The 19,010-nt window shown below is 50.6% G+C and carries 17 protein-coding genes, 2 tRNA genes and 1 pseudogene; 5 read left to right on the forward strand and 15 right to left on the reverse strand.

Annotation, left to right across the window (positions count from 1 at the left end; all coding sequences use genetic code 11):
- Positions 1-166: pseudogene (locus AS151_RS20450) on the forward strand (photosystem II D2 protein (photosystem q(a) protein)); the annotation flags it as partial.
- A 175-nt stretch (positions 167-341) separates the two neighbouring features.
- On the opposite strand, the gene AS151_RS00685 reads toward AS151_RS20450, so the two are convergent.
- From AS151_RS00685 to AS151_RS22675, 6 genes are all read right to left on the reverse strand, one after another.
- Positions 342-413 (reverse strand) — tRNA-Gln (locus AS151_RS00685).
- A 52-nt stretch (positions 414-465) separates the two neighbouring features.
- Positions 466-537, reverse strand: a tRNA-Gln gene (locus tag AS151_RS00690).
- 82 nt (positions 538-619) lie between these two features.
- A complete protein-coding gene (locus AS151_RS00695; protein ID WP_084639318.1) occupies positions 620-3,064 on the reverse strand; it encodes an ATP-binding protein in 2,445 nt (814 codons plus the stop codon).
- Between the two features lie 323 nt (positions 3,065-3,387).
- Positions 3,388-3,693, reverse strand: a complete 306-nt coding sequence (locus AS151_RS22665; protein WP_244532792.1) for a hypothetical protein — start codon at positions 3,691-3,693, stop codon at positions 3,388-3,390.
- Between the two features lie 87 nt (positions 3,694-3,780).
- A complete protein-coding gene (locus tag AS151_RS22670; protein ID WP_244532793.1) occupies positions 3,781-3,942 on the reverse strand; it encodes a hypothetical protein in 162 nt (53 codons plus the stop codon).
- Positions 3,943-4,069: 127 nt separating this feature from the next.
- Complete coding sequence (locus AS151_RS22675; RefSeq protein ID WP_275527953.1) at positions 4,070-4,489, reverse strand: helix-turn-helix domain-containing protein; 420 nt, start codon at positions 4,487-4,489, stop codon at positions 4,070-4,072.
- Positions 4,490-5,291: 802 nt separating this feature from the next.
- Between AS151_RS22675 and AS151_RS00705 the strand changes: the two genes are divergently transcribed.
- Positions 5,292-5,693 carry a response regulator gene (locus AS151_RS00705; protein ID WP_071515153.1) on the forward strand — a complete coding sequence of 134 codons (402 nt, stop codon included), beginning with the start codon at positions 5,292-5,294 and terminating at the stop codon, positions 5,691-5,693.
- 27 nt (positions 5,694-5,720) lie between these two features.
- Here the strand turns inward: AS151_RS00705 and cheB are convergent, their stop codons facing one another.
- Genes cheB through AS151_RS00720 form a run of 3 tightly spaced genes read right to left on the reverse strand, consistent with a single transcriptional unit; the run spans position 5,721 to position 10,716 of the window.
- Positions 5,721-6,818, reverse strand: coding sequence for a chemotaxis-specific protein-glutamate methyltransferase CheB (gene cheB, locus AS151_RS00710; RefSeq protein ID WP_071515154.1), 1,098 nt, complete (start codon positions 6,816-6,818; stop codon positions 5,721-5,723).
- 23 nt (positions 6,819-6,841) lie between these two features.
- Positions 6,842-9,202, reverse strand: coding sequence for a hybrid sensor histidine kinase/response regulator (locus tag AS151_RS00715; RefSeq protein WP_071515155.1), 2,361 nt, complete (start codon positions 9,200-9,202; stop codon positions 6,842-6,844).
- Between the two features lie 59 nt (positions 9,203-9,261).
- Positions 9,262-10,716, reverse strand: coding sequence for a methyl-accepting chemotaxis protein (locus AS151_RS00720; protein ID WP_071515165.1), 1,455 nt, complete (start codon positions 10,714-10,716; stop codon positions 9,262-9,264).
- A 763-nt stretch (positions 10,717-11,479) separates the two neighbouring features.
- Here AS151_RS00720 and AS151_RS00730 point away from each other — a divergent pair.
- Both AS151_RS00730 and AS151_RS00735 read left to right on the forward strand, forming a co-directional pair.
- Positions 11,480-13,603 carry a hypothetical protein gene (locus AS151_RS00730; RefSeq protein WP_071515157.1) on the forward strand — a complete coding sequence of 708 codons (2,124 nt, stop codon included), beginning with the start codon at positions 11,480-11,482 and terminating at the stop codon, positions 13,601-13,603.
- A 142-nt stretch (positions 13,604-13,745) separates the two neighbouring features.
- Positions 13,746-14,684, forward strand: a complete 939-nt coding sequence (locus AS151_RS00735; RefSeq protein ID WP_170861267.1) for a YdcF family protein — start codon at positions 13,746-13,748, stop codon at positions 14,682-14,684.
- Positions 14,685-14,700: 16 nt separating this feature from the next.
- On the opposite strand, the gene AS151_RS00740 is transcribed toward AS151_RS00735, so the two are convergent.
- The 3 genes from AS151_RS00740 to AS151_RS00750 form a co-directional block, all read right to left on the reverse strand.
- Complete coding sequence (locus tag AS151_RS00740) at positions 14,701-14,973, reverse strand: hypothetical protein (RefSeq protein WP_071515159.1); 273 nt, start codon at positions 14,971-14,973, stop codon at positions 14,701-14,703.
- Positions 14,974-15,203: 230 nt separating this feature from the next.
- On the reverse strand, positions 15,204-15,395 hold the full coding sequence (locus AS151_RS00745) for a DUF2949 domain-containing protein (protein WP_071515160.1): 192 nt from the start codon (positions 15,393-15,395) through the stop codon (positions 15,204-15,206).
- Complete coding sequence (locus AS151_RS00750) at positions 15,385-15,624, reverse strand: hypothetical protein (RefSeq protein ID WP_071515161.1); 240 nt, start codon at positions 15,622-15,624, stop codon at positions 15,385-15,387. Before AS151_RS00750 ends, AS151_RS00745 begins: the two co-directional genes overlap by 11 nt.
- Before the next feature lie 126 nt (positions 15,625-15,750).
- On the opposite strand from AS151_RS00750, the gene AS151_RS21150 reads away from it, so the two are divergent.
- The gene (locus AS151_RS21150) at positions 15,751-15,906 is read left to right on the forward strand and encodes an isochorismate synthase (protein ID WP_139240426.1); all 156 of its coding nucleotides are present in this window, start codon (positions 15,751-15,753) and stop codon (positions 15,904-15,906) included.
- A gap of 303 nt (positions 15,907-16,209) precedes the next feature.
- Here the strand turns inward: AS151_RS21150 and AS151_RS00755 are convergent, their stop codons facing one another.
- The 3 genes from AS151_RS00755 to sds all read right to left on the reverse strand — a co-directional run bounded on the left by AS151_RS00755 (position 16,210) and on the right by sds (position 18,764).
- The gene (locus AS151_RS00755) at positions 16,210-17,025 is read right to left on the reverse strand and encodes a sulfite exporter TauE/SafE family protein (RefSeq protein WP_071515162.1); all 816 of its coding nucleotides are present in this window, start codon (positions 17,023-17,025) and stop codon (positions 16,210-16,212) included.
- A gap of 40 nt (positions 17,026-17,065) precedes the next feature.
- A complete protein-coding gene (locus tag AS151_RS00760; RefSeq protein ID WP_084639319.1) occupies positions 17,066-17,614 on the reverse strand; it encodes a sterol desaturase family protein in 549 nt (182 codons plus the stop codon).
- A 178-nt stretch (positions 17,615-17,792) separates the two neighbouring features.
- Positions 17,793-18,764, reverse strand: a complete 972-nt coding sequence (gene sds, locus AS151_RS00765) for a solanesyl diphosphate synthase (protein WP_071515163.1) — start codon at positions 18,762-18,764, stop codon at positions 17,793-17,795.
- Between the last annotated feature and the right edge of the window lie 246 nt (positions 18,765-19,010).

The raw sequence follows: 19,010 nt of genomic DNA on the forward strand, positions 1-19,010 counted from the left end.
CGTCTCCCAAGAGCTGCGCGCCGCCGAAGACCCCGAATTTGAAACCTTCTATACCAAAAACATTCTGTTAAACGAAGGCATCCGTGCCTGGATGGCCCCTCAAGACCAACCACACAAACAGTTTGAATTCCCCGAAGAAGTTCTACCTCGCGGTAACGCTCTGTAAACCCTAAATCTAGATAGTTTGCAGGAATTCCTCCAGAGGTTCCTTCGATAGATAAGCGAATCCCCTACCTAGTGGGTAGGGGATTATTTTCATGGCGGCTAGCAACCAACACAAACAAAAAAAATCTGGCGCTTTGTTCTCCAGAAAAATAACAAACGAACAAATTTCAAAAAAACTGGGGCGGAAGGATTCGAACCTCCGAATGGCGGGACCAAAACCCGCTGCCTTACCGCTTGGCTACGCCCCATTGCTCGATAGAATGGTTTCCCATGCTACATCCTTACGGACGTAGGTGGTGACTGGGGCGGAAGGATTCGAACCTCCGAATGGCGGGACCAAAACCCGCTGCCTTACCGCTTGGCTACGCCCCATTGCTGTTTTCACCACAATAAATTATTGTAACAGACGGCCAAACGTTGTCAAGGAAGGCAGCAAATTTTTTTCGTAGGTGGGCTATGTGGAGAATTGCTGGATGGGAATCTCGATGGTAAATTCCGTTCCTTCTCCACGCTGGGAGGTACATTGAATGTCGCCTTTGTGCTTGTCTACCACGATTTGATAGCTGATAGACAGGCCCAACCCCGTGCCTTTGCCCACCGGTTTGGTGGTAAAGAATGGGTCGAATAAATGTTTTTGCACCTCTTCGCTGATGCCCGGACCGTTATCGCGAATGCGAATCCGAGCGCGATCGCCATTTTTTTCAGTACCAATAACAATTTTACGGGGAGCGGGCTGTTTTTCCAAGGCATCGAGGGCATTGCTCAGAATATTCATAAACACTTGATTCAACTGCCCGGGATAGCAATCCACCTTGGGCAAATCCCCATATTCTTTCACCACTTCAATCCCAGGCTGGCCTTTCTTCGCCTTTAACCGGCTGGTGAGAATCATCAAAGTATTGTCGATGCCTTCGTGAATGTTGGCTGGTTTCATCTCCGCCTCATCCAAACGGGAGAAATTGCGCAGCGATAGCACAATTTGCCGAATGCGCTCGGTACCTACCTTCATGGATTCCACAATTTTGGGCAAGTCGGTTTCTAAAAATTCCAGATCCACTTCTTCCGCCAGCTCCTGAATTTGTTCCGGGGGGTCTGGATAGTGCTGCCGGTAGGCATCCAGCATTTCCAACAAGTCGTGGATGTAGGTTTCGACGTGGGATAAATTGCCGGTGATAAAATTAACAGGATTGTTGATTTCGTGGGCAATGCCTGCCACCATTTGCCCCAAACCGGACATTTTCTCGTTTTGGATTAACTGGGCCTCTTTTTGTTTCAGGTTGCGCAGGGCTTCGCTTAATTGCTGTGCCTGGGTTTGGGCTGCCAGGGCAGCGGCGCGGGTTTGGGCGTATGCTTCCGCTTGGTCGATGCCAATGGCCAGTTGGTCAACCACCCCTTGCAGCAGTTCGATTTCCCGTTGCCCCCAAGGGCGCATTTCTTGATTGTTGCAGCAGGCAACAGCCCCAAACTGACCGGAACGGGTGGATAGGGGCAAGATTAACTGCGAGGTAATGCCCATATCCTGCAAAAGCTGGCGGGTACTTTCGTCGAGCTGGCTATCTTCGGCAATATTGTCAATGCAGATGATTTCCTGGTTTTGGATTTTTTCGCCCATCCAGCTCATTTGCGATAGGGTGCCATCATCTACAGAGGCTATGTCTGCAGATTTTTTCGATTCGTGGCTGACAGTGAGGAGGACTTGGTTGCTTTGGTTGTGCCCTGGCTGGGGCAAACACCACAAGAAACAGCAGGCATCCAATTGCAATAGCTGTCGGATTTCGGTAACGGCGGTGTCTAAAATGGTGTTTAAATCCAGGGATTGGCGAATTTGATTGGCCAGGCGAAACAGCAGAGCCTCCCGACGGATGGAAAGGGCTTCCCGCGCCCAGTTGCGGTCTACGGAAACGGCAATCCCCGTTGCCACCCAACTGAGGAGCAAGTGAACGGTATCGGGAATGGGTTGCCGCCCAAACAGGGCCAATACGCCCACCAAACGTCCGTCTACCAGTAAGGGATAGCCGCCAAAGCTGGTAATGTTTTCCTCGGCTAGCCAAGCGGTGGCTATAGAGTGCGCACCGCTGTTGAATTCCGGATGGCGGAGACGGTCTTGGATGTGGTTGTCTAAGTAAGGATAGTGATGGCGCGCGATCGCGGCTATGGCAGAATTGGGAAAAGCAAGTCCTTCGCTGGCACGAATATCGATGGGACAGCCAAATAGGGACTCGGGAAGTGCATGTGGCGTGGCTGCTTGCAGTTGCAATTTTTCGCTAGGCGTGTCCGGCTCCTGTTGCTCGCTGAGGTGGGGTTTGGGAATCGTCCAAACATAAGCCCCCACCAGGTCCAAATGGTCTAAATGCTGTACGATCGCTTCTAAGCTATCAGCGAGGAGCTGTGATAACTTGCCTCCTTGGCACAGGGCAATACCAACGCTGCCCACGAGGGTAAATAGGTTGGTTCGTTCCGATTCCATCACTTCCGCCTGTTTGGCGGCGGTGATGTCTTGGATGTATACCCAAATTTCACTTTTATGAGGACAAAGGCGACCGCACCACCATTGCGCGTGCCAGGGATAGAATTGCTCGAACGTCTGTGTACTCCCGGTTTCCAAGACGCGCTGGAATCCTGTATTGAAAGGAGTGTTGGCTAAAAGCGGATCGGCTTGCCACAAACACCGACCCAACAGGTTTTCGCGCTCGGTCCCCAGCAGGTTCTGGGCTTGTTGGTTGCAATAGCGAACCTGCCCTTGATGGTCTAAAACCAAGAAAGCATCGGATATGTTTTCCAGAATTTCAATAGCTTCCTCAGACATGTCGCTGGCCTTCGGATAGGGAGAATCCCAAGAAATCTCAGCAGTAGTTCTGGATTTGGCGTTGGTGGTGGCGTGAAAGCTTGGCAATCTCATGAGTTTTGACTGTTTGGTTCACACTGGCAAAGCATACACTGTTGGATAGGTTGCGGTAGTATACGGACAAGAAGGCGAACCAACCTCAACTGGCAATGCTGGCAGGAGAATATGGAACGACGGTTTTGGTGGCAGGTAGACGCGGGGGAGAGGGGTCCTAGGGCAGCAGAATGTTGACACTCTCATGAATTCTATTCGTGAGATTCTCGCTTCATTGGGTGTGCCTGTGAAGAGATTCGCTATGACCTAGTCCATCCCCGACGCACAGGGACCCTCGACGAGCATTTTTCCGCCCTGTCCGGAGGTACTTGCAACGCCTCGATTCAAGACCACTTGTGCTGCTGCCACGTCTCGATGGGTTCCCCTGCCGCAGTGGGAGTAGAAATGAGTTCTTCGAGAAAGCGGCTTTTTCCCGTATGGACGCCACAATTTGGACTGGTCTGTTTGGCCTCTACTTTGGCCAAGTATTTGCCACGCTTCAAACAGACCCAAGACAAAATGGACAGAAACTTGCCCCAAGCCGCATCGAGGCAAAATTTCGCTAGCCGACTTCGCCCTGGTGCTTTCAAATTCAGTGCCTCGGCAAAAATGCTGTCAGCTTGGTTGCACAAATGGTGAGCCCACTTCAAGAAAAAGTCTTTTCGAGCTGATGTGAGGTGTTCGTATAATTGGGCTATGCGATGTTGAATCAAGCGCCAACGTCTGGAATCCTTTTTCTACGGGTGGAGCTTTGGTTGCAGCCATTTCAGCTTGCCGGAAGCCTTCACGGACAATCGTGGGTTGTCAATCAATTCACCGTCGCTGGTAGCCAAATCGCTCATCTTACCGATATCCAATCCTATGGCATGACCGCTTATAGATGGTTGGGGAACTTTCACATCTGCTGGCACCGGATGAAATAACGTAGTACCAGCACGAAGCCCTCGGGAAGGGAGCAAGATTTAAAAAACTGTACTTTCCCAATTTTCGGAAGGTCGATTTGATTCCCTTCGATACAGGGTTCCTTCACTTGGGGGAAAACAAAGGAGTGAAATCGCCCTTTTTTCTTAAAACGAGGAAAACCAAATCCCTGTCGATCCATGTCCACCCATGCGGTCTCCAAAGGTTTGAGCGCTTATGCTGAGCTACGCCGAAGCATTTGCTGCCAGACTTGCGATTGGGGATTTTCGGTTGGGGATGGTCTTTCTTAGCTGGGGTTAATGCCTTGCACTGACTGGCGTAGGTAGGGCGAGGAGTATCGGCAGGAATGATGTACTCGCCTCCCAGACGACAGGTGTTGACAGGCGATTTTCGGGATTTGACCTCATGTTTGCGTTCTCTCAGCCCATCATTCCCAACTTGCCGACAGATTTCCCACCACGACTCCATCGTTTGAGTCTGGCGGCATGTCGGTTTGAGCTTAAATTCGTAGCTGAGAGTCAACATGATGAACAAAAATAGGTTTAAAAAATTTCGCCTGCTTTTCTAGATTCTAGTACATGGACTTGATTTTGACGGCGGCTCAAGCCGCACGGAGAGCTTTTCATCCCTGCTGGGAAAGAGGCAGGGCTTTCAAGCTTCCGTCTTTTCTCGTAAAGTTGGGATTTTTGGGGGCATAGATGGCAACTCTCCAAACATTACCCATATATTTTAATATTTTTTTTGTTTTTGTTTCAAAAAATCTTGGGAAAAAATTATATAATTTAACTAAATGTTACATTTGAGGCACAAATCGTATAAGTCCCTGAAATTCTTTCAGTTTTGACCTTTTTATACAAGGTGCCCCCCAGCAAAGTTGCGATCGCGTTGGTAGCCTCATCGCTCACCACTAAGGAATCGTTTCCCAAATATCTAGCAAAAGCTTCTATTTTTTAGTAGGCTAGAGTTAGGAGTAAAACAAAAACGGCAAGGAAATTTTCCGGAAAATTATTCTGACATTGTTCCTAAAGAATGCATTCGATCGCTTTGACAATCCGTCCGGGATATATAGCTACCTGCACCTAACCCAGAGTAGAAATCCCAAGCGCGATCGCGATTTGGTTCCAACTTCTCAATCATACCGAGAGCAACAATTTCTCCGCCACAAAAGCTACAATAGAAACGAAGCCGTTTCGCTGGCACCGAAAACCGTCCCGATAGTGGATACGAGGCGAAACCAAGCATGGGGATAAGGGAGTTCGCCATTTCCCATCGGAGGCACCAACACAGAAACATCTTCGCGAATCGCCCACAGCCATTGGGAGGAACAATGTCTGATAGCACCCATCAAAACACGACAGTTCTGGCGGTTGACGACAGCCCGATTATGCACGAGATGGTGAAGCGGGCTTTAGACGATTGCTATCGCGTCTTAGCCACCGACAACGCCGTAGACGCCCTGAGCATTATTTACCACGAGCAAGTGGACGTGCTGTTGCTGGATGTCTCCATGCCTGGTATTGATGGGTTGGAGATGTGCCGCACCGTACGCAACCTGCCACAATTTCAAAATTTACCAATTATCATGCTCACCGCCCGCGACGGACATTTCGACAAAGTCCAAGGTCGTTTGGCAGGGGCTACCGAATATCTTACCAAACCTTTTAACGCCGAACAGTTGCGCGAGGCGATCGCCAAATGCCTCCCTTCAGGTCAAAGCGTAGAATCTTGAATCTCGCCCCAAACACCAGCAACCGCCTCATAAAAGGACTTTTTTTTGCAAAAAGGGAGCAATTTCATTGAGAGCCAGCACCTGCTGCACCCCTCCCAAAGCAATGGCTACCTTGGGCATCCCAAACACCACACAACTCGCTTCATCCTGAGCCACCGTCGTTCCTCCCGCATCAGCCATCGCCTTAATGCCTTGAGCGCCGTCAGACCCCATCCCCGTAAGCAAAACCCCCACAGCACTTGCTCCGTAGCTAGCCGCGATCGCTTTAAACGTCACATCCACAGAAGGGCGATGTCCGCTGATGGGTGCAGCACTAGAATACCAAAAACGTCCCTGCTTGGTCAGCTCCAAATGCATACCTTCGGGCGGAAAATAAACCGTTCCCGGCTGGGGAATTTCCCCGGAAGCAGCCACCTGCACGGGCAACTTGCACTTCACCCGCAACCACTCAATCAACCCCGACAAAAACCCCTCGCTAATGTGCTGCACGCACACAATCGGCACCGGGAACTTCGCCGGAAGCTGGGATAAAATGGCATAAAGGGCTTGAGGTCCGCCAGTAGAAGCACCAATCCCCACAATGCTAATTTTCCTACTCCGTTGCGGTGTAGCCGCGGGCGCTGGTTGAGCCGGTGGAAATGCCGATGGTACCGCCACGGGAGAATCACGACCGCTGCTGACACTGGGTGATGGGGGAGGCTGGCGTCGGTGCCTGGTAAATACAGAAACCCCCGCAAGCACCCGAATTTTACGAATCAGCTCCTGCTTGACCGCCTCGTACTCCAGAATGCCTTCCGAAGTAGGTTTGGGAAAAATATCCACCGCCCCCGCCTCCAAAGCCCGAAACACGTTGTACGTATCTTCCGGCTGCACCGAAGCACTCACCACCAGAATCGGCCGGGGAAACGTAGCCATCACCTCGCAAGTAAACTCCCACCCATCCATCTCCGGCATGTGCAAATCGGTACAAATCACCTGCGGGTTGAGGCTTGCCAGCATCCGCAATGCCTGTTTGCCAGTGCGCGCCGTTCCTACCACCTCAATATCATCGGCAGAACTGAGGAGGCGTTTTAAAATCGTCAGCGCCACTGGCGAATCTTCTACCAACAGAACCCGAATGGTCATGCCAATTGCCCTTTTACACCCATCTATACCAATCTCTTCAAAGTTTCCAACAATACTTCTTGATTAAAACTACTCTTGGTGATATATGCATTGGCACCAGCTTGTGCTCCTTTCCGTTTGTCTTCTTCGTTCGCCATAGAAGTTACCAAAACAATCGGTAGTTCTTTGTATTTCGGATTTTGCCGAATTTGTCGGGTAAGCTCCAATCCATCCATGTTGGGCATTTGAATATCCGATACCAAAGCATCGAAGGAATAGGTTTGTAACTTGTTGAACCCATCCAAACCATCCACCGCCGTCGTCACCTCGTACCCAGCACTTTCCAAAATCCGTTTTTCTTGGGTACGAATGGCAATGGAGTCTTCCACCACCAAAACCGACCCCATTTGGGTATCGGTTTCGGAAACCTCTTGGGAAACTTCCTGGATGGTACGGCTCTGGCGCACGGACTTTAACAAATCCGTGGGATTGAGTACCATACAGACTTGTCCGGTTCCTAAAATTGTAGCGCCTGCAATATTGCGTATGCGACGTAAAAGTTTGCTTTGAGGCTTGAGAATAACATCTTGCTCGTCTAGCAGTTTGTCCACCAGCAGACCCAATTTTTCCTCGCCCACTTTAATCACAATACAGGGCAAATCTTTAGAAGAAGTACGACCATTGCTGGGAGAATCGCTGTGGTTGTTTGTTGCCGGCAGTTCTAAAATTTGGGCGAGGGAGACCACCGACACCGGATGTTCTTCCAGCAAGATGGTTTCCCGCCCTTCAATGGCAAAAATATCGTCCTGGGAAACAAATAAAGAGGTATCCACAAACTCCACGGGTAAGGCAAAAGGAATGGACTGGCATTCCACCAACAATACGTGGGCGGTGGCGAGGGTGGTTCCCAAATGAATGCGGATGGTGCTGCCGCGACCCACCTGGCTTTCTACTTCAATAGACCCTTTGAGGCGTTCCACGTTGGTGCGAACCACATCCAATCCCACGCCGCGACCGGAAACTTCGGTAATGGTAGTGCTGGTGCTAAATCCCGGTTCAAAGATGAGCGCCTGCAGTTGGGTGGTGCTCATGTTTTCTAGTTCTTCTTCTCGGTAGAGACCTTTTTGTAGGGCTTTTTGGCGGATTTGGTCTAGATCCAATCCCCGACCGTCGTCTTCCACTTCAATGGCAATGCCGTTGGCGGTTTGGTAGGCGCGCAGGTATAAGGTTCCGACGGCGGGTTTACCGGCAGTTTCCCGTTCTGTGGGGGTTTCCAAGCCGTGGTCGATGGCGTTGCGAATGATGTGCATCAGGGGGTCTTTGATTTCTTCTAGGATGCGCTTGTCGGCGTGGGTATCCCCCCCTTCGATGGCAAAGTTGACTTGCTTTTGCTGCTGGTGGGATAGGTCGCGGACCATGCGCGGCATGAGGTTGAAGATGGTGGAGAGGGGTAACAGGCGCAAGGTGCGAATGCCGGCTTCTAAGTCGTTGGTGAGAGTATCCAGGCGGGTGGTGTCTTCGTAGGTGGCTTTTTGCAGGTTGGTGATAATTTTGCCGAGTTTTTCCAGACGCTCTTCTACGCTGTCTTGCAGGTTTTGCAGCTGCTGAATGGCTTGTTCGCGATCGCCTCTTTGGGTTTGATGCACGTTGAGGCGGTTGTTAAAGGCTTCGCGACTCCAATCTTCCCACAGGGCGATCGCTTCGTCGAGTTCTGCCAATCGGTGGGCAAAACGCACGTTGGTGACCGTGAGTTCCCCTGCTTGGGTCATTAACGTATCCAGGTGGCGGGTTTCGACGCGAATGGTATCGATGCGATACTCGCCGTTGCTGCTGGAGGCGGTGCTGGAGGCAGCAGGTTCTGCGGAGGTGGGTTGAATGGTGGTGGTTTGGGAGGGGGGTACTTCGGTTTCTGGTTCGGCGGGTGGTTCGGGGGTGGGTTCGCTGGCGGCTGCTGGGGAGGTAGTTGATGCTTCCGTAGGTTCTGGGGTAGGCTCTGGGGTGGATGCTGGCGCTGGCGATTCCGTGGGCTGGGAGCCCATCAGGCGCGCTAAGGTATGGAAGGTATCCACGCCGGCAGGTTCCCCGGTGACGGCTTCTTTGACTAAGGCCGCGATCGCATCCAGTCCCTGATACAAGCGATCGCAAATTTCGGCAGAAACCTCCGCTTCCTGACGGTAAATACTCCCCAGCAAATGCTCCCATTGGTGAGCTAAGGTGGCCACATCTTTGACCCCTAACATGCGCGCATCGCCCTTGAGACTGTGTGCCTCGCGCATTAAATCTTCCAAACCACTCAGGTCTTGCGGGTTTTGTTCTAAATGCAACAATCCCGCTTCCAGTTTCTGCAAATGTTCTTCGCTAGCGGCTTGGAACGTACTTCTGAGTTCTTCATCTTCGATGGTCATAACGTTTTGGTATGGGTGGTCTTGTCGTCATCAAGTTATTTCTAGGGCATGCCACCAACTCAGACAATTTCTTTCAGTTCGATGGCAGCCTCGTTTAATTTTTGGGTACCAATTTTGACCTGGGAAATGCCATCGGAACTTTCCTTGGCGGCGGTATTAATATTATTCATAGCATCGACCACTTGCTGAATCGCCGTCGCTTGTTGCTGCACGCTCAGCAAAATTTGCTGGTTGTTGGTAACCATGTTGTTGACCGCGTCGCTTACCCCTTCAAAGGCAGAAGCCGATTCCTGAGCAATTTGTACGCCCCCATCTACCGTTTTGGTGCCTTCATCGGTGACCATGACGGTGGCGTTAATCGCTCCCTGAATGTCGGTGACCAAGGCATTAATTTTTTCTGCAGATTTTTTGCTTTGGTCGGCAAGCTTGCGAATTTCGGCTGCAACCACCGCAAATCCTTTGCCATGTTCTCCGGCTCTCACGGCTTCCACGGCGGCATTTAAAGCCAGCATGTTGGTTTGATTGGCTAAATCGCTAACCAAGCTGGAAATATTGCCAATTTGGCTGGTTTGTTCGCTTAAACGCATGATTTGGTCGGCCAGGGCGCTGACTTTTTCTTTCAGCGTATCCATATTGTCTAAGGTGGTTTGCACGGTTTTCGTACCGTTTTCTGATAAATCTAAAGCTTTGCGCGCGCTATCGGCGGCAGCTTCTGCTTGTTCGGTAACTTGCTGGGAAGAAGAACCCAACTCGTCCATGGTGGTGGTGGTCTCGTTGACGGAGGCAGCTTGCTGGCTGAAACTGCGTTCTTGTTGCTCTACGGTTGTGGCAATTTCGGTCGAATAGCTGGCTACTACGCTGGCGGAGGAATTCACCCGTCTGGAGATAACCCGAACCAGCTGGAATCCAATAATGCAAGCCCCAATAAAAGTGATAGCGGTTACTGACCAACTGGTAACAATCAACCCGCGGATTTGATTTTCTTGTTGCTGTTCGTTGGTTTGAATTTTCTGTTCTTCCATGCGGCGGAAATCTTGAATTAAAGCCGTGATTTCTTCCAATTGAGCGCGAGCGTCTTGCTGTCGCCATTGTTGAATGGCGGTTTCAGTTTGTCCTCGATCGACTAGTTCTATGTATCGATCGTCCTGTCGCCGAATTTCGCCTACGGCATTCATGAGTTCATCTAATTTTTCTTGCTGTTCTCCTGTGGCACTCTCGCTGGCTTGATTATATATATCATTAATTCTTTGGGAAGCTTCTTGGTAAGAATTGAGAGAAACCATGCTTTTGTCTAACAAATAACCCCGTGCCGTGCGGGACAAAACTTGAATGTTGAGAGATAAATCGTCTACAGCTTGGGATAATTCGCGGTTGGTAGCAAATTCTTCGTAATTTTTTCTGAGGTTTTGGGCTTTGTTGACTACAAAAAGCGAAGATATTAAAGAAAGTGCAGCGATGCTAAGGTAGCCAGCTAAAATCCAATAGCGCACTTTCCAATTGGTTATATTGAACATATATCCCCATTCTCCCATAAGAGTTTATTTGATTTTACCATTATTTCCATTTATTTATACCCATACTTTCTGTGGGGGGGCAGGCAAACCTTTCCCCTTTCTTTTTTAAGGTAGAATTTGGGGAGATTCATTTGGATAGAAAGTTAATAATTGGCTGGAATAGGTGCTTTTCCCGCTAGTTCCGACGGGCAAATCCCTTGTTGGTTGTTGGACGTTTTTATGGTTCCCCTATAGAGGGTTCAAATACCATTTTGATGGGGTCTTCTCTGGTTTGGCAGCGTGGGGTTGGCAGGTGTGGGGAAACTGCCTATCATTCTATCGGCGATCGCTTTTGGCAGGTACGCCAACAGCCAAGTTTTAAAAACTTTTAATATCTGGGGTTATGCTAGGATACCCACATGAAAAAATCAATCGAATTGCCGGCTCGATCGATTTTTTTGAGCAATCTTTGGTGGTAGAGTATCTGGGGTTGCCCTTCCATTGGTTTTCTCGTATTTTTCTCCCCAGACGATTGTCATGCCGGCTCTCAAAAAAACCACAGCTTGGTATGGGGTGTCAGAAAAATTTATGTTGGTTTTTGAACCCAACCAACTCGATCGAAAATCTCAACTTTGGGGCCGCGATCGCTCGGGCCAAGTGCTTGCCATCGAAAGGACATAAAGGACATTCTAGAGAAAATGCTGGCTTCCCCCTAGCCCATCCGAAAAGGCGAACCTTAAAATTGGGTTTAAGGTAGTTCCCACAGCTGTTAGCGAGGTAAACCATGAAATCCTGGGAGTTTTTCATTCAACAAGAGGGCGATCGCACGTGGCTCCCATTAGAGTCTCCCGAAGTAGAAATCCTCGAAGGACGCTACCGTCTAGTGGCTAGGTGCGATCGCGCCAACACGCCGGTGGAAGTGCGGGTCAGCTACCAACCAGAAATTCCCGAGGAAGGGGAACCCAGAGTATGGAAGCGGGAAAAAACCACCAACCAAGAAGGGTTAATGGTGGTGTTGCCCTTTACCTACTTTCAGCCAGGCATTTGGGAACTGAGCTGTTTGGGGGATCTGATGGAATCAGAAAGCAACCCGAGTTGGCAACACGCCATCAAACTGCAATCGCTGCCCAAAGATCGCTGCGATACGCCCACATCTCCTGCCGCTTGGGAAACCGCCACCCAAGAAGAATCCCCACCGTCAGAAGAACCAGAACCCCCAGAAGCGATCGCCTCGCCAACCTCGCCGGCAGCATCGCCACCGGAGGATACCGCCGCCACCCAGCCAGAACCGGCAAGCCAACCCCAAAACGAAAATACCTCCCCACTCACCGCCACAGTCACCGATCGCCGTTTCGTCCAATCGTGGCATCTTCTGCTAGACCGAGAAACCTATATCTTAGAACAAGAAAACACCCTCACCCTATCCGGACGCATTGAAGCCACCGGTGTTTCTGCCGTGGAACTTCCCGATGGGATTCTGCAAGTGCGCTTGTACGACCCGCAAACCTCCCAGGTTCTTTTTGACCGGCAATACCCCACCCCAGAAACCATTCCCTCCTCCTTCGGCTATGCCCTAGAAATTTCCGGGGAAAACAAAAGACGCCTCATGCTGGGGGAAGCCAGACTGTACGATGCCTATGGCAAGCAGCTGGCCATGGGAACCTTCAGCATCATGGCCCAATTACAAGCGTGGTTGGATAGCTTGCACCAAGAAACCCCCCCAGCAGAATCCCCTTCCCAAAACCCGCCAGCAGAACCCTCCTATACAGCGACAGCGGACATCAACCTATCATTTTTAGATCTGGTCGGCAAAAAAGAAGACAGCCAAAACCAAAGCGAAACCAGCGATCGCAGCCAGACACAACCCTCAAAAACCACCTCCATTTTGCCGCCCCAATTGCAGCCGGATCGCTGTGCCAGCCCAGAAAATCCTGCTTCCCCGTCGCCGCGCCCAGGCAAATCGCCGGAACTGCCCACCTTTGGCAACTCCCTCCATCAACCATCGCCCCCATCTTCTCCCGCCAGCGAATCCCCCCAACCGCAACCAGAAGTAACCCAAGACAGCAGCGAGACACCGCCAGAGACTTCTGCTACGCCAGCGCCATTGCCAGTGGAAGCCGAAAACAGTGTCTCCGAACCCGAAGTAACCCTCTCCTCAGACGCAGCCGCATTTCCCGACTTACAAAATCGCTTTTGGTCGCGGTTGAATGCCATAGCGCGGGATGGAGACTTGGCGGAATGGTTGAAATGGCATCTGCCGCCTTTGGCAGAGTCGTCTTCCTCCCAGGCAGAAAGCAATCAAACCAGCGAAGTTACAAGGACAGACAGTACCAACAGCGACGCAACTTCCAACCGACTCACCGACAGCCACAGAAGCGATCGCGATAGCAACGAAATTGTGGTCATGGACGACGAAGACAACGTCGAAGGGAACGTTGTTTACAGCTACGCTGGTAGTAGCCATTTCCTTTCCATCCCAAAAACGCCCTCCCATCCCCAGCAAGCTCAAACATCAGCTCCTTCCCCAGAGGCAGACACGCCAGAAGCTTTCTTAGCCCAACGGAACTTTGCCCCGCAGTTTTCCCTCCCCGAGGAAGATTTTGTCGCCGGGCGTCAAACTTGGGTTACTGTCAAGATTCCCATTTTGGATGCGAAAGTTTATGTCAAGTTATGGCTGCAAGACTGCGAAAGCCGTACGCTTTTGGATGGTCCTTACTGGCTGACGGAGTTTACCCCGGATGGGTGGGGATACGAACTGGCTTCGACGGAAATTACCATTCCCTACGGCAGCTTGCAAATCCAGTTGGAAGCGATCGCAGTTGATATATACACCCACCAAGAAAGTTACAAAGCCAGCGTCCGCCGCCTGGTGGTTCCGCCAGGACCGCCCACCCTACCACAAACCTAACTCTAAAATATAGTATCGTAGCCCCTGGAAATGTCTGTTGTTCCAGAGGCCGGTTCCACCTGCTCACGGCCAAAATATGTTTTTTCTTCTCGCCAGAATCCTGCTATGGCTCTTTCTTGTCCTGCTGGTTTGGTATCTTTTAATGCAACTGGTGCCTCGCAAGTGGTTGCAAGTACTCGGGGCGATTGTATTGTTGTTTTTTGTGGTATTGGCGTTCCTTCAACCTACCAATGAAACGGCCCTTTCGATTTGGGATTTGCTTGCCATTCCCCTGAAACCCCTGGGATTGGTGGTGGTGTTGTTAGGACTAGCCCTCAAAGATGGCATAGAAGATGTCAACGGCAGGTTGGTGGCGGTGAGTTTGTCGGTTTTGCTGCTGTTTAGCATTCCTTTGGTGGGGGAATTGCTGACCCAACGCTTGGAACAGGATGCCTATACCATTTCGGTGGAAAATCCTCTGGATGCGAGAGCCGATGCCATTGTGCTGTTGGGATGGAATACCACCCGCAATCCCGTTTTGGGCAGCGGTCGCGATCGCATTGAAGCTACTGAAGCCAGCGATCGCATTGTCTACGCCGCCGAACTATTCCGCGAAGAACCGGTCAACCAGATAATTGTCAGTGCCGGACCGCGGCGGGATTTACAAAATACTGAAGCAAATCCGCGCGTTGAAGCCAACGATGTACAGGCGTTGTTGGTGCGTTTGGGGATTCCCACAGCACAAATTACCCTGGAAACGGAAGGGGTGGATATTCACAGCAGTGCCGTTAACGTACGCGAAATTTTATCCGGTCCCCAACCGCGGATTTTGTTGGTGGCATCGGCGTGCCACCTGCGGCGGGCTGCCCAAACGTTTTTACAGGAAGGATTTGATGTCTATCCCCGAGCTACAGACTTTTCTGTGGTTATTCCAGTGCCTGAGGAGGTGGTAGAAGAACAAAATTTGCCCGAACGCCGGCTGCGTACGCGCGATTTCGTGCCCAGCTTGCAGGGGTTGGACCTGACCACGCGGGCGATTACGGAGTTTTTGGCGCGGATCTACTACTTTTTACGGGGTTGGTGGTCGATGGAATCCGTTTGATAGATGGCGTTGGTGGCTAGCGGGTTAGACTGACAAAGGAATCCATGAGATTGCGATATTCTTGTTGGTCGATTTGTTGGGAATGGCACAGTTCGCCCAGACATTCGCCGAGGGCGTTAAAGGCGGCTTCGCAGGCTACCCAATTTCTGCCGGCGGTGATGGCTTGTTCGGCGGTTTTGTAGCGATCGCTCGATGTTAGGTAGCTGCCGTAGGGGAGGACAATTTGCCACTTCCAGTTTTTTTCGTGGGAGATGGCGTACACGGTAAAGCCTTTGCCGTTGAAATACATGGGGAATCTCTATATGAACGTTCTTGGATACTTAGCTTTTCAGTATACTTCATAAAAGTTTATATTGAAAGCTCCGGCAAGATTTTGCTCCCCAAAAACTGCCTCTGCAACCCTCTTGGCAATAGAGAACCACCAGCGGAGGCGCTGGTGGTGGGGAATACAACCAAAAGATGACTGGTAAAAACATGCAACGAAACTGGGCGTTCGGACAAAATGGACCTCCCTGTCGTTTACGCGGTTCGCAACCAGTCGAAAATTCGGTCGAGTTCGTCGAGGCTGACCAAACCGTATTGCCAGAGAACGATGGGCAGTTGGTTGGTGGACGATTCTGACTGGCGCAAGGCCAGTTCGATGTCGGGGTGGGGAATGGCCAGTTCTTCCCGCAGGAATTGGATGAGTTGGGGCAAAACGTTAAATTTCATGGCAGTTGTTTTGAGAAATATTTTGAGGGTTGAACAATGATTGCGCTACCAGCGCATTTTCAGTATGCCGTTTTCCCACAGCCCACCTTGCGATCGCATCCCATACCCAATTGCGATCGCGATCGGTGTACACTGCGATCGTAAACCGCCCATCTCCCGCCATATCCGTTTTCACGCCGCAGTGCCCCCCAACAGCCGCCCCCGCACAGGGGCAGCGCAAATATTTCATAATGCTACGTTGTCCAAAAAAATATTGCTGTCTTGGCAATTTTTCCCAGGAAGGTTCTACCCTAGAAAGTAGACAAGGACTTGTAAATTGCTGCCACCGAGTAGCGATTTCACTAGGAGGGGAATTATGAAACTCTGGGATTCCATTAAAAACTCTATTGGCTACGTTTTCGACGGGATTCGTCGTATTTTCGGACCCAGCGATGACGAATATCCCAATACCGGCGTTCAACCTTTTGAAGGCGATACCAACCAAGACCAACGCCAGCAAAATCAATACTAATATCCCTTAATCAGGGGGAGTTATTAGCTTTTTTGACGAGCGAAATTTTTCCTTTCGTTATTTTGCGATCGAAAACAAAGCCCCATCTCTGGAGAGATTTCTGTAGAGGTGAGGGCATTTGTATTGTTATTTCTTTGTTATTTTCCTGGTTTTGATTGGCCAGGTGGGAAGGTTTTGATGATTTGATTATAAAAGTCCGCGAGAAATTAACAATCGCAATTGTTGCTTAGGGGCGCTTCGAGAGCACCCCTAACGGATCTATGGGAAAAAATTCAAAGCGATCGCGATTTTTGAGACCCGAAGCTACATAAAGTATCTTTGCCCAGCTTGCCAAAATATATAGATAGCTAGGGCAACCAACAAAGCCCGAAAGGTAAAACTAACAAAGCTTTCCGGGAGGCTGGGCAAAAACCGAGTGCTTGCCTGCACCCCCAGCATCCCCCCCACTCCCAACGTCACTCCTTCCAGCCAGAGTACGTTTCCTTCCCAGAGGTGACCTGCACAAGCAGACAGGGCAATAATCACGATCGCCCCCAAACTAGTTTGTACGGCACTTTGGATGCTTTCTTGGAGCAGCAGAATTTGCATGGGAACAATAATTACGCCGCCGCCAACGCCAAACAAACCGGCTAAAAATCCTGCCAGGCCGCCAGTCGCAGTTCTAGAAACAAACGGCGGCACGGACCTGGGTGCGGCTGGTTCGTCGTTTGCGTTGTGGTCAAGGGGATTTGGTTGCTGCTGTCGCTGCCCAACCACTCGCCGGCGAAATTCAATCAGATAGACATTCGCCAGTAACAGACATCCAAAAGCAAACAGCAGAATTGGTTCGGCGATGCGGTCGGCCGCGATCGCACCAAGTTGCGTGGTGGCAATAGCGGGAATTCCCAATCCTAGCACTTTTTCGGGATTGATATACCCCATGCGCCAGTTTTGCCAGCTACCCGCCAAGGCAGTAATAACAATGGATAGGGTACTGGTAGCGACCGCTTGTACTGCAGAAACGCCAAAAGTGACCAACAACGGTACCAGCAACACGCCGCCACCAATCCCCAACAAACCGGCTAGAATGCCGGCTACCATACCCGAGAAACCAAAAGCAATTATTTCTGTAGAAATCATAGCGTTCTCAACGCGATCGCTACCACTGCCCTAGGAAAAGCTACCACCACCGCAGTTGCGATTCTCCCGGTTTCACCTGGACTTCGGCATCGTTTTCCCATTCCACCAACTTATAAGTGCCAAAAACGTGGTCCCACCAATCCACAGCCAGACCAAAGTTGTGGTACCACATTTGATGTTTGTGATGGACATAGTGAACGGGCATTTTCATCCAGAAACACGCGGCGGGATTGTCGTGTTGTAATTGGTGGGCGTAGGCGGAAAAGGCCGCATAGGTGAGTGCTCCCAGCAGCCAACCCCATCCAAATTCCACCGAAACCAATAGGGGTGCCACCATCAAAATCAGGCTTCCCTTCACGTAATCCAAAAATTCCCACAAGACCCCCTGCCCTTCATTGCGTCGGTGGTGGTCGCGATGGCGTTCGCCAATTTTGGCAGACTTGTGCATCAGGCGATGCATCCAATATTCCGCCAAACTAGCGACGAAAAAAGCCGCGATCGCCCCTATCAAAGCGACCCAGGGCCAAGTAGAAACCTTTTGAAACAGCAAAGCGATCGGTTGGGACGTTTCCAAAATCGACAATACCATAGTTTCGCTCCTCGATTTGGCAGCTACCAAGGCACGGATATTGCCTATTTTGCCACGAATTGACAGCTTTTTATAACCAAAAGGTTATTAAGTGTCCCCTACAGACAGGCATCCGCCCCTTACTGCGTACTGAGCGACCAGCGAGAGGCATCATCCATCGAACGATTGCAAGCCATCCCTAGGAAAGACGACTGACCACATAATTAGCCAGATCGATCAACACCTGTCGCGGTTGCCCCGCCTCTAAGTGAGAAATATACTCCACGGCCTTTTGGGAATTTTCCCTAGCCAACTCCCTGGCCTGGGGAATGCCCTGGCTGTCGCGGACCAACTGGAGAGCTTGCTCGATATCGTTCTCTTGGGAAAATTCCCGTTCGATCAATACTTCTAAATAGGGTTGTTCCGGCAAAGCATAAAGAACGGGAGCGGTTAAATTGCCGCTTTTGAGGTCCGAACCTGCCGGTTTGCCCAAAGATTCCATAGAACCGGTGAAATCCAAAATGTCGTCTACGATTTGAAAGGCCAAACCGAGATGGCGTCCGTACTGATATAAATATTCCGCCATTTCTGGAGAAACGCCGCTGAGAACCCCTGCTGCTTTCGTACTGTTGGCAATTAAAGAAGCGGTTTTGTAGTAGCTTTTGTTCAGATAATCGTCAATGGATAGGTCTTTGCTAAAGCGGCTCAGCCCTTGCTGGATTTCCCCTTCCGCCAAATCCATAATTACCTCTGACAGAAGTTTGACCACCTCTAGATTGTCTAGATTGGCGAGATACCAGGAAGACTGGGCAAATAAAAAGTCTCCGGCTAAAATGGCTACCCGGTTGCCAAAGTGGCTGTGTACTGTGGGAATGCCTCGCCGGAGTGCTGATTCGTCTACCACATCGTCGTGAACCAGGCTCGCCGTATGAATCATTTCTGTAATTTCTGCCAGACGGCGGTGGCGCAGGGTAATCTCCTCGGCTGGCATGGTCGCTCGCGATGCCAGTAGGACAATAGCAGGTCTCAGCTGCTTTCCCCCGGCTCCGAATAAATATTCTGCAGCAGCGTGCAAAATGGGATGTCGAGCGCTGACCAGTTGTTTGAGGTTATCGGTTAAAAGTCGTAGATCCGCTTCAACCGGGGAAAGTAAAGATGTAGCTGAGGTCATGGATTTGAGTCCAGCAGACGCTATGTTTACGAAGTTTTACATATCTGTTTCCTATTCTAGGCTAACCTTTTTTTTGGCGAAAGTGTTGGCGATCGCCTAGGGGAGCTGTATCCCTTACCAGCTGTGGCTTGGTCGCGCCACAATCAATTCCCAAATTTAGGATGTCACTGACCCCGCGCTAAAGCGACGGGGCTTGGGAACAGCCAGGTTCCCGTAGTAGTGGCTAGACCAAGAGCCGATAGTAGT

It is taken from the genome of Geitlerinema sp. PCC 9228 (assembly GCF_001870905.1).
Classification (GTDB): Bacteria; Cyanobacteriota; Cyanobacteriia; order Cyanobacteriales; family PCC-9228; genus PCC-9228.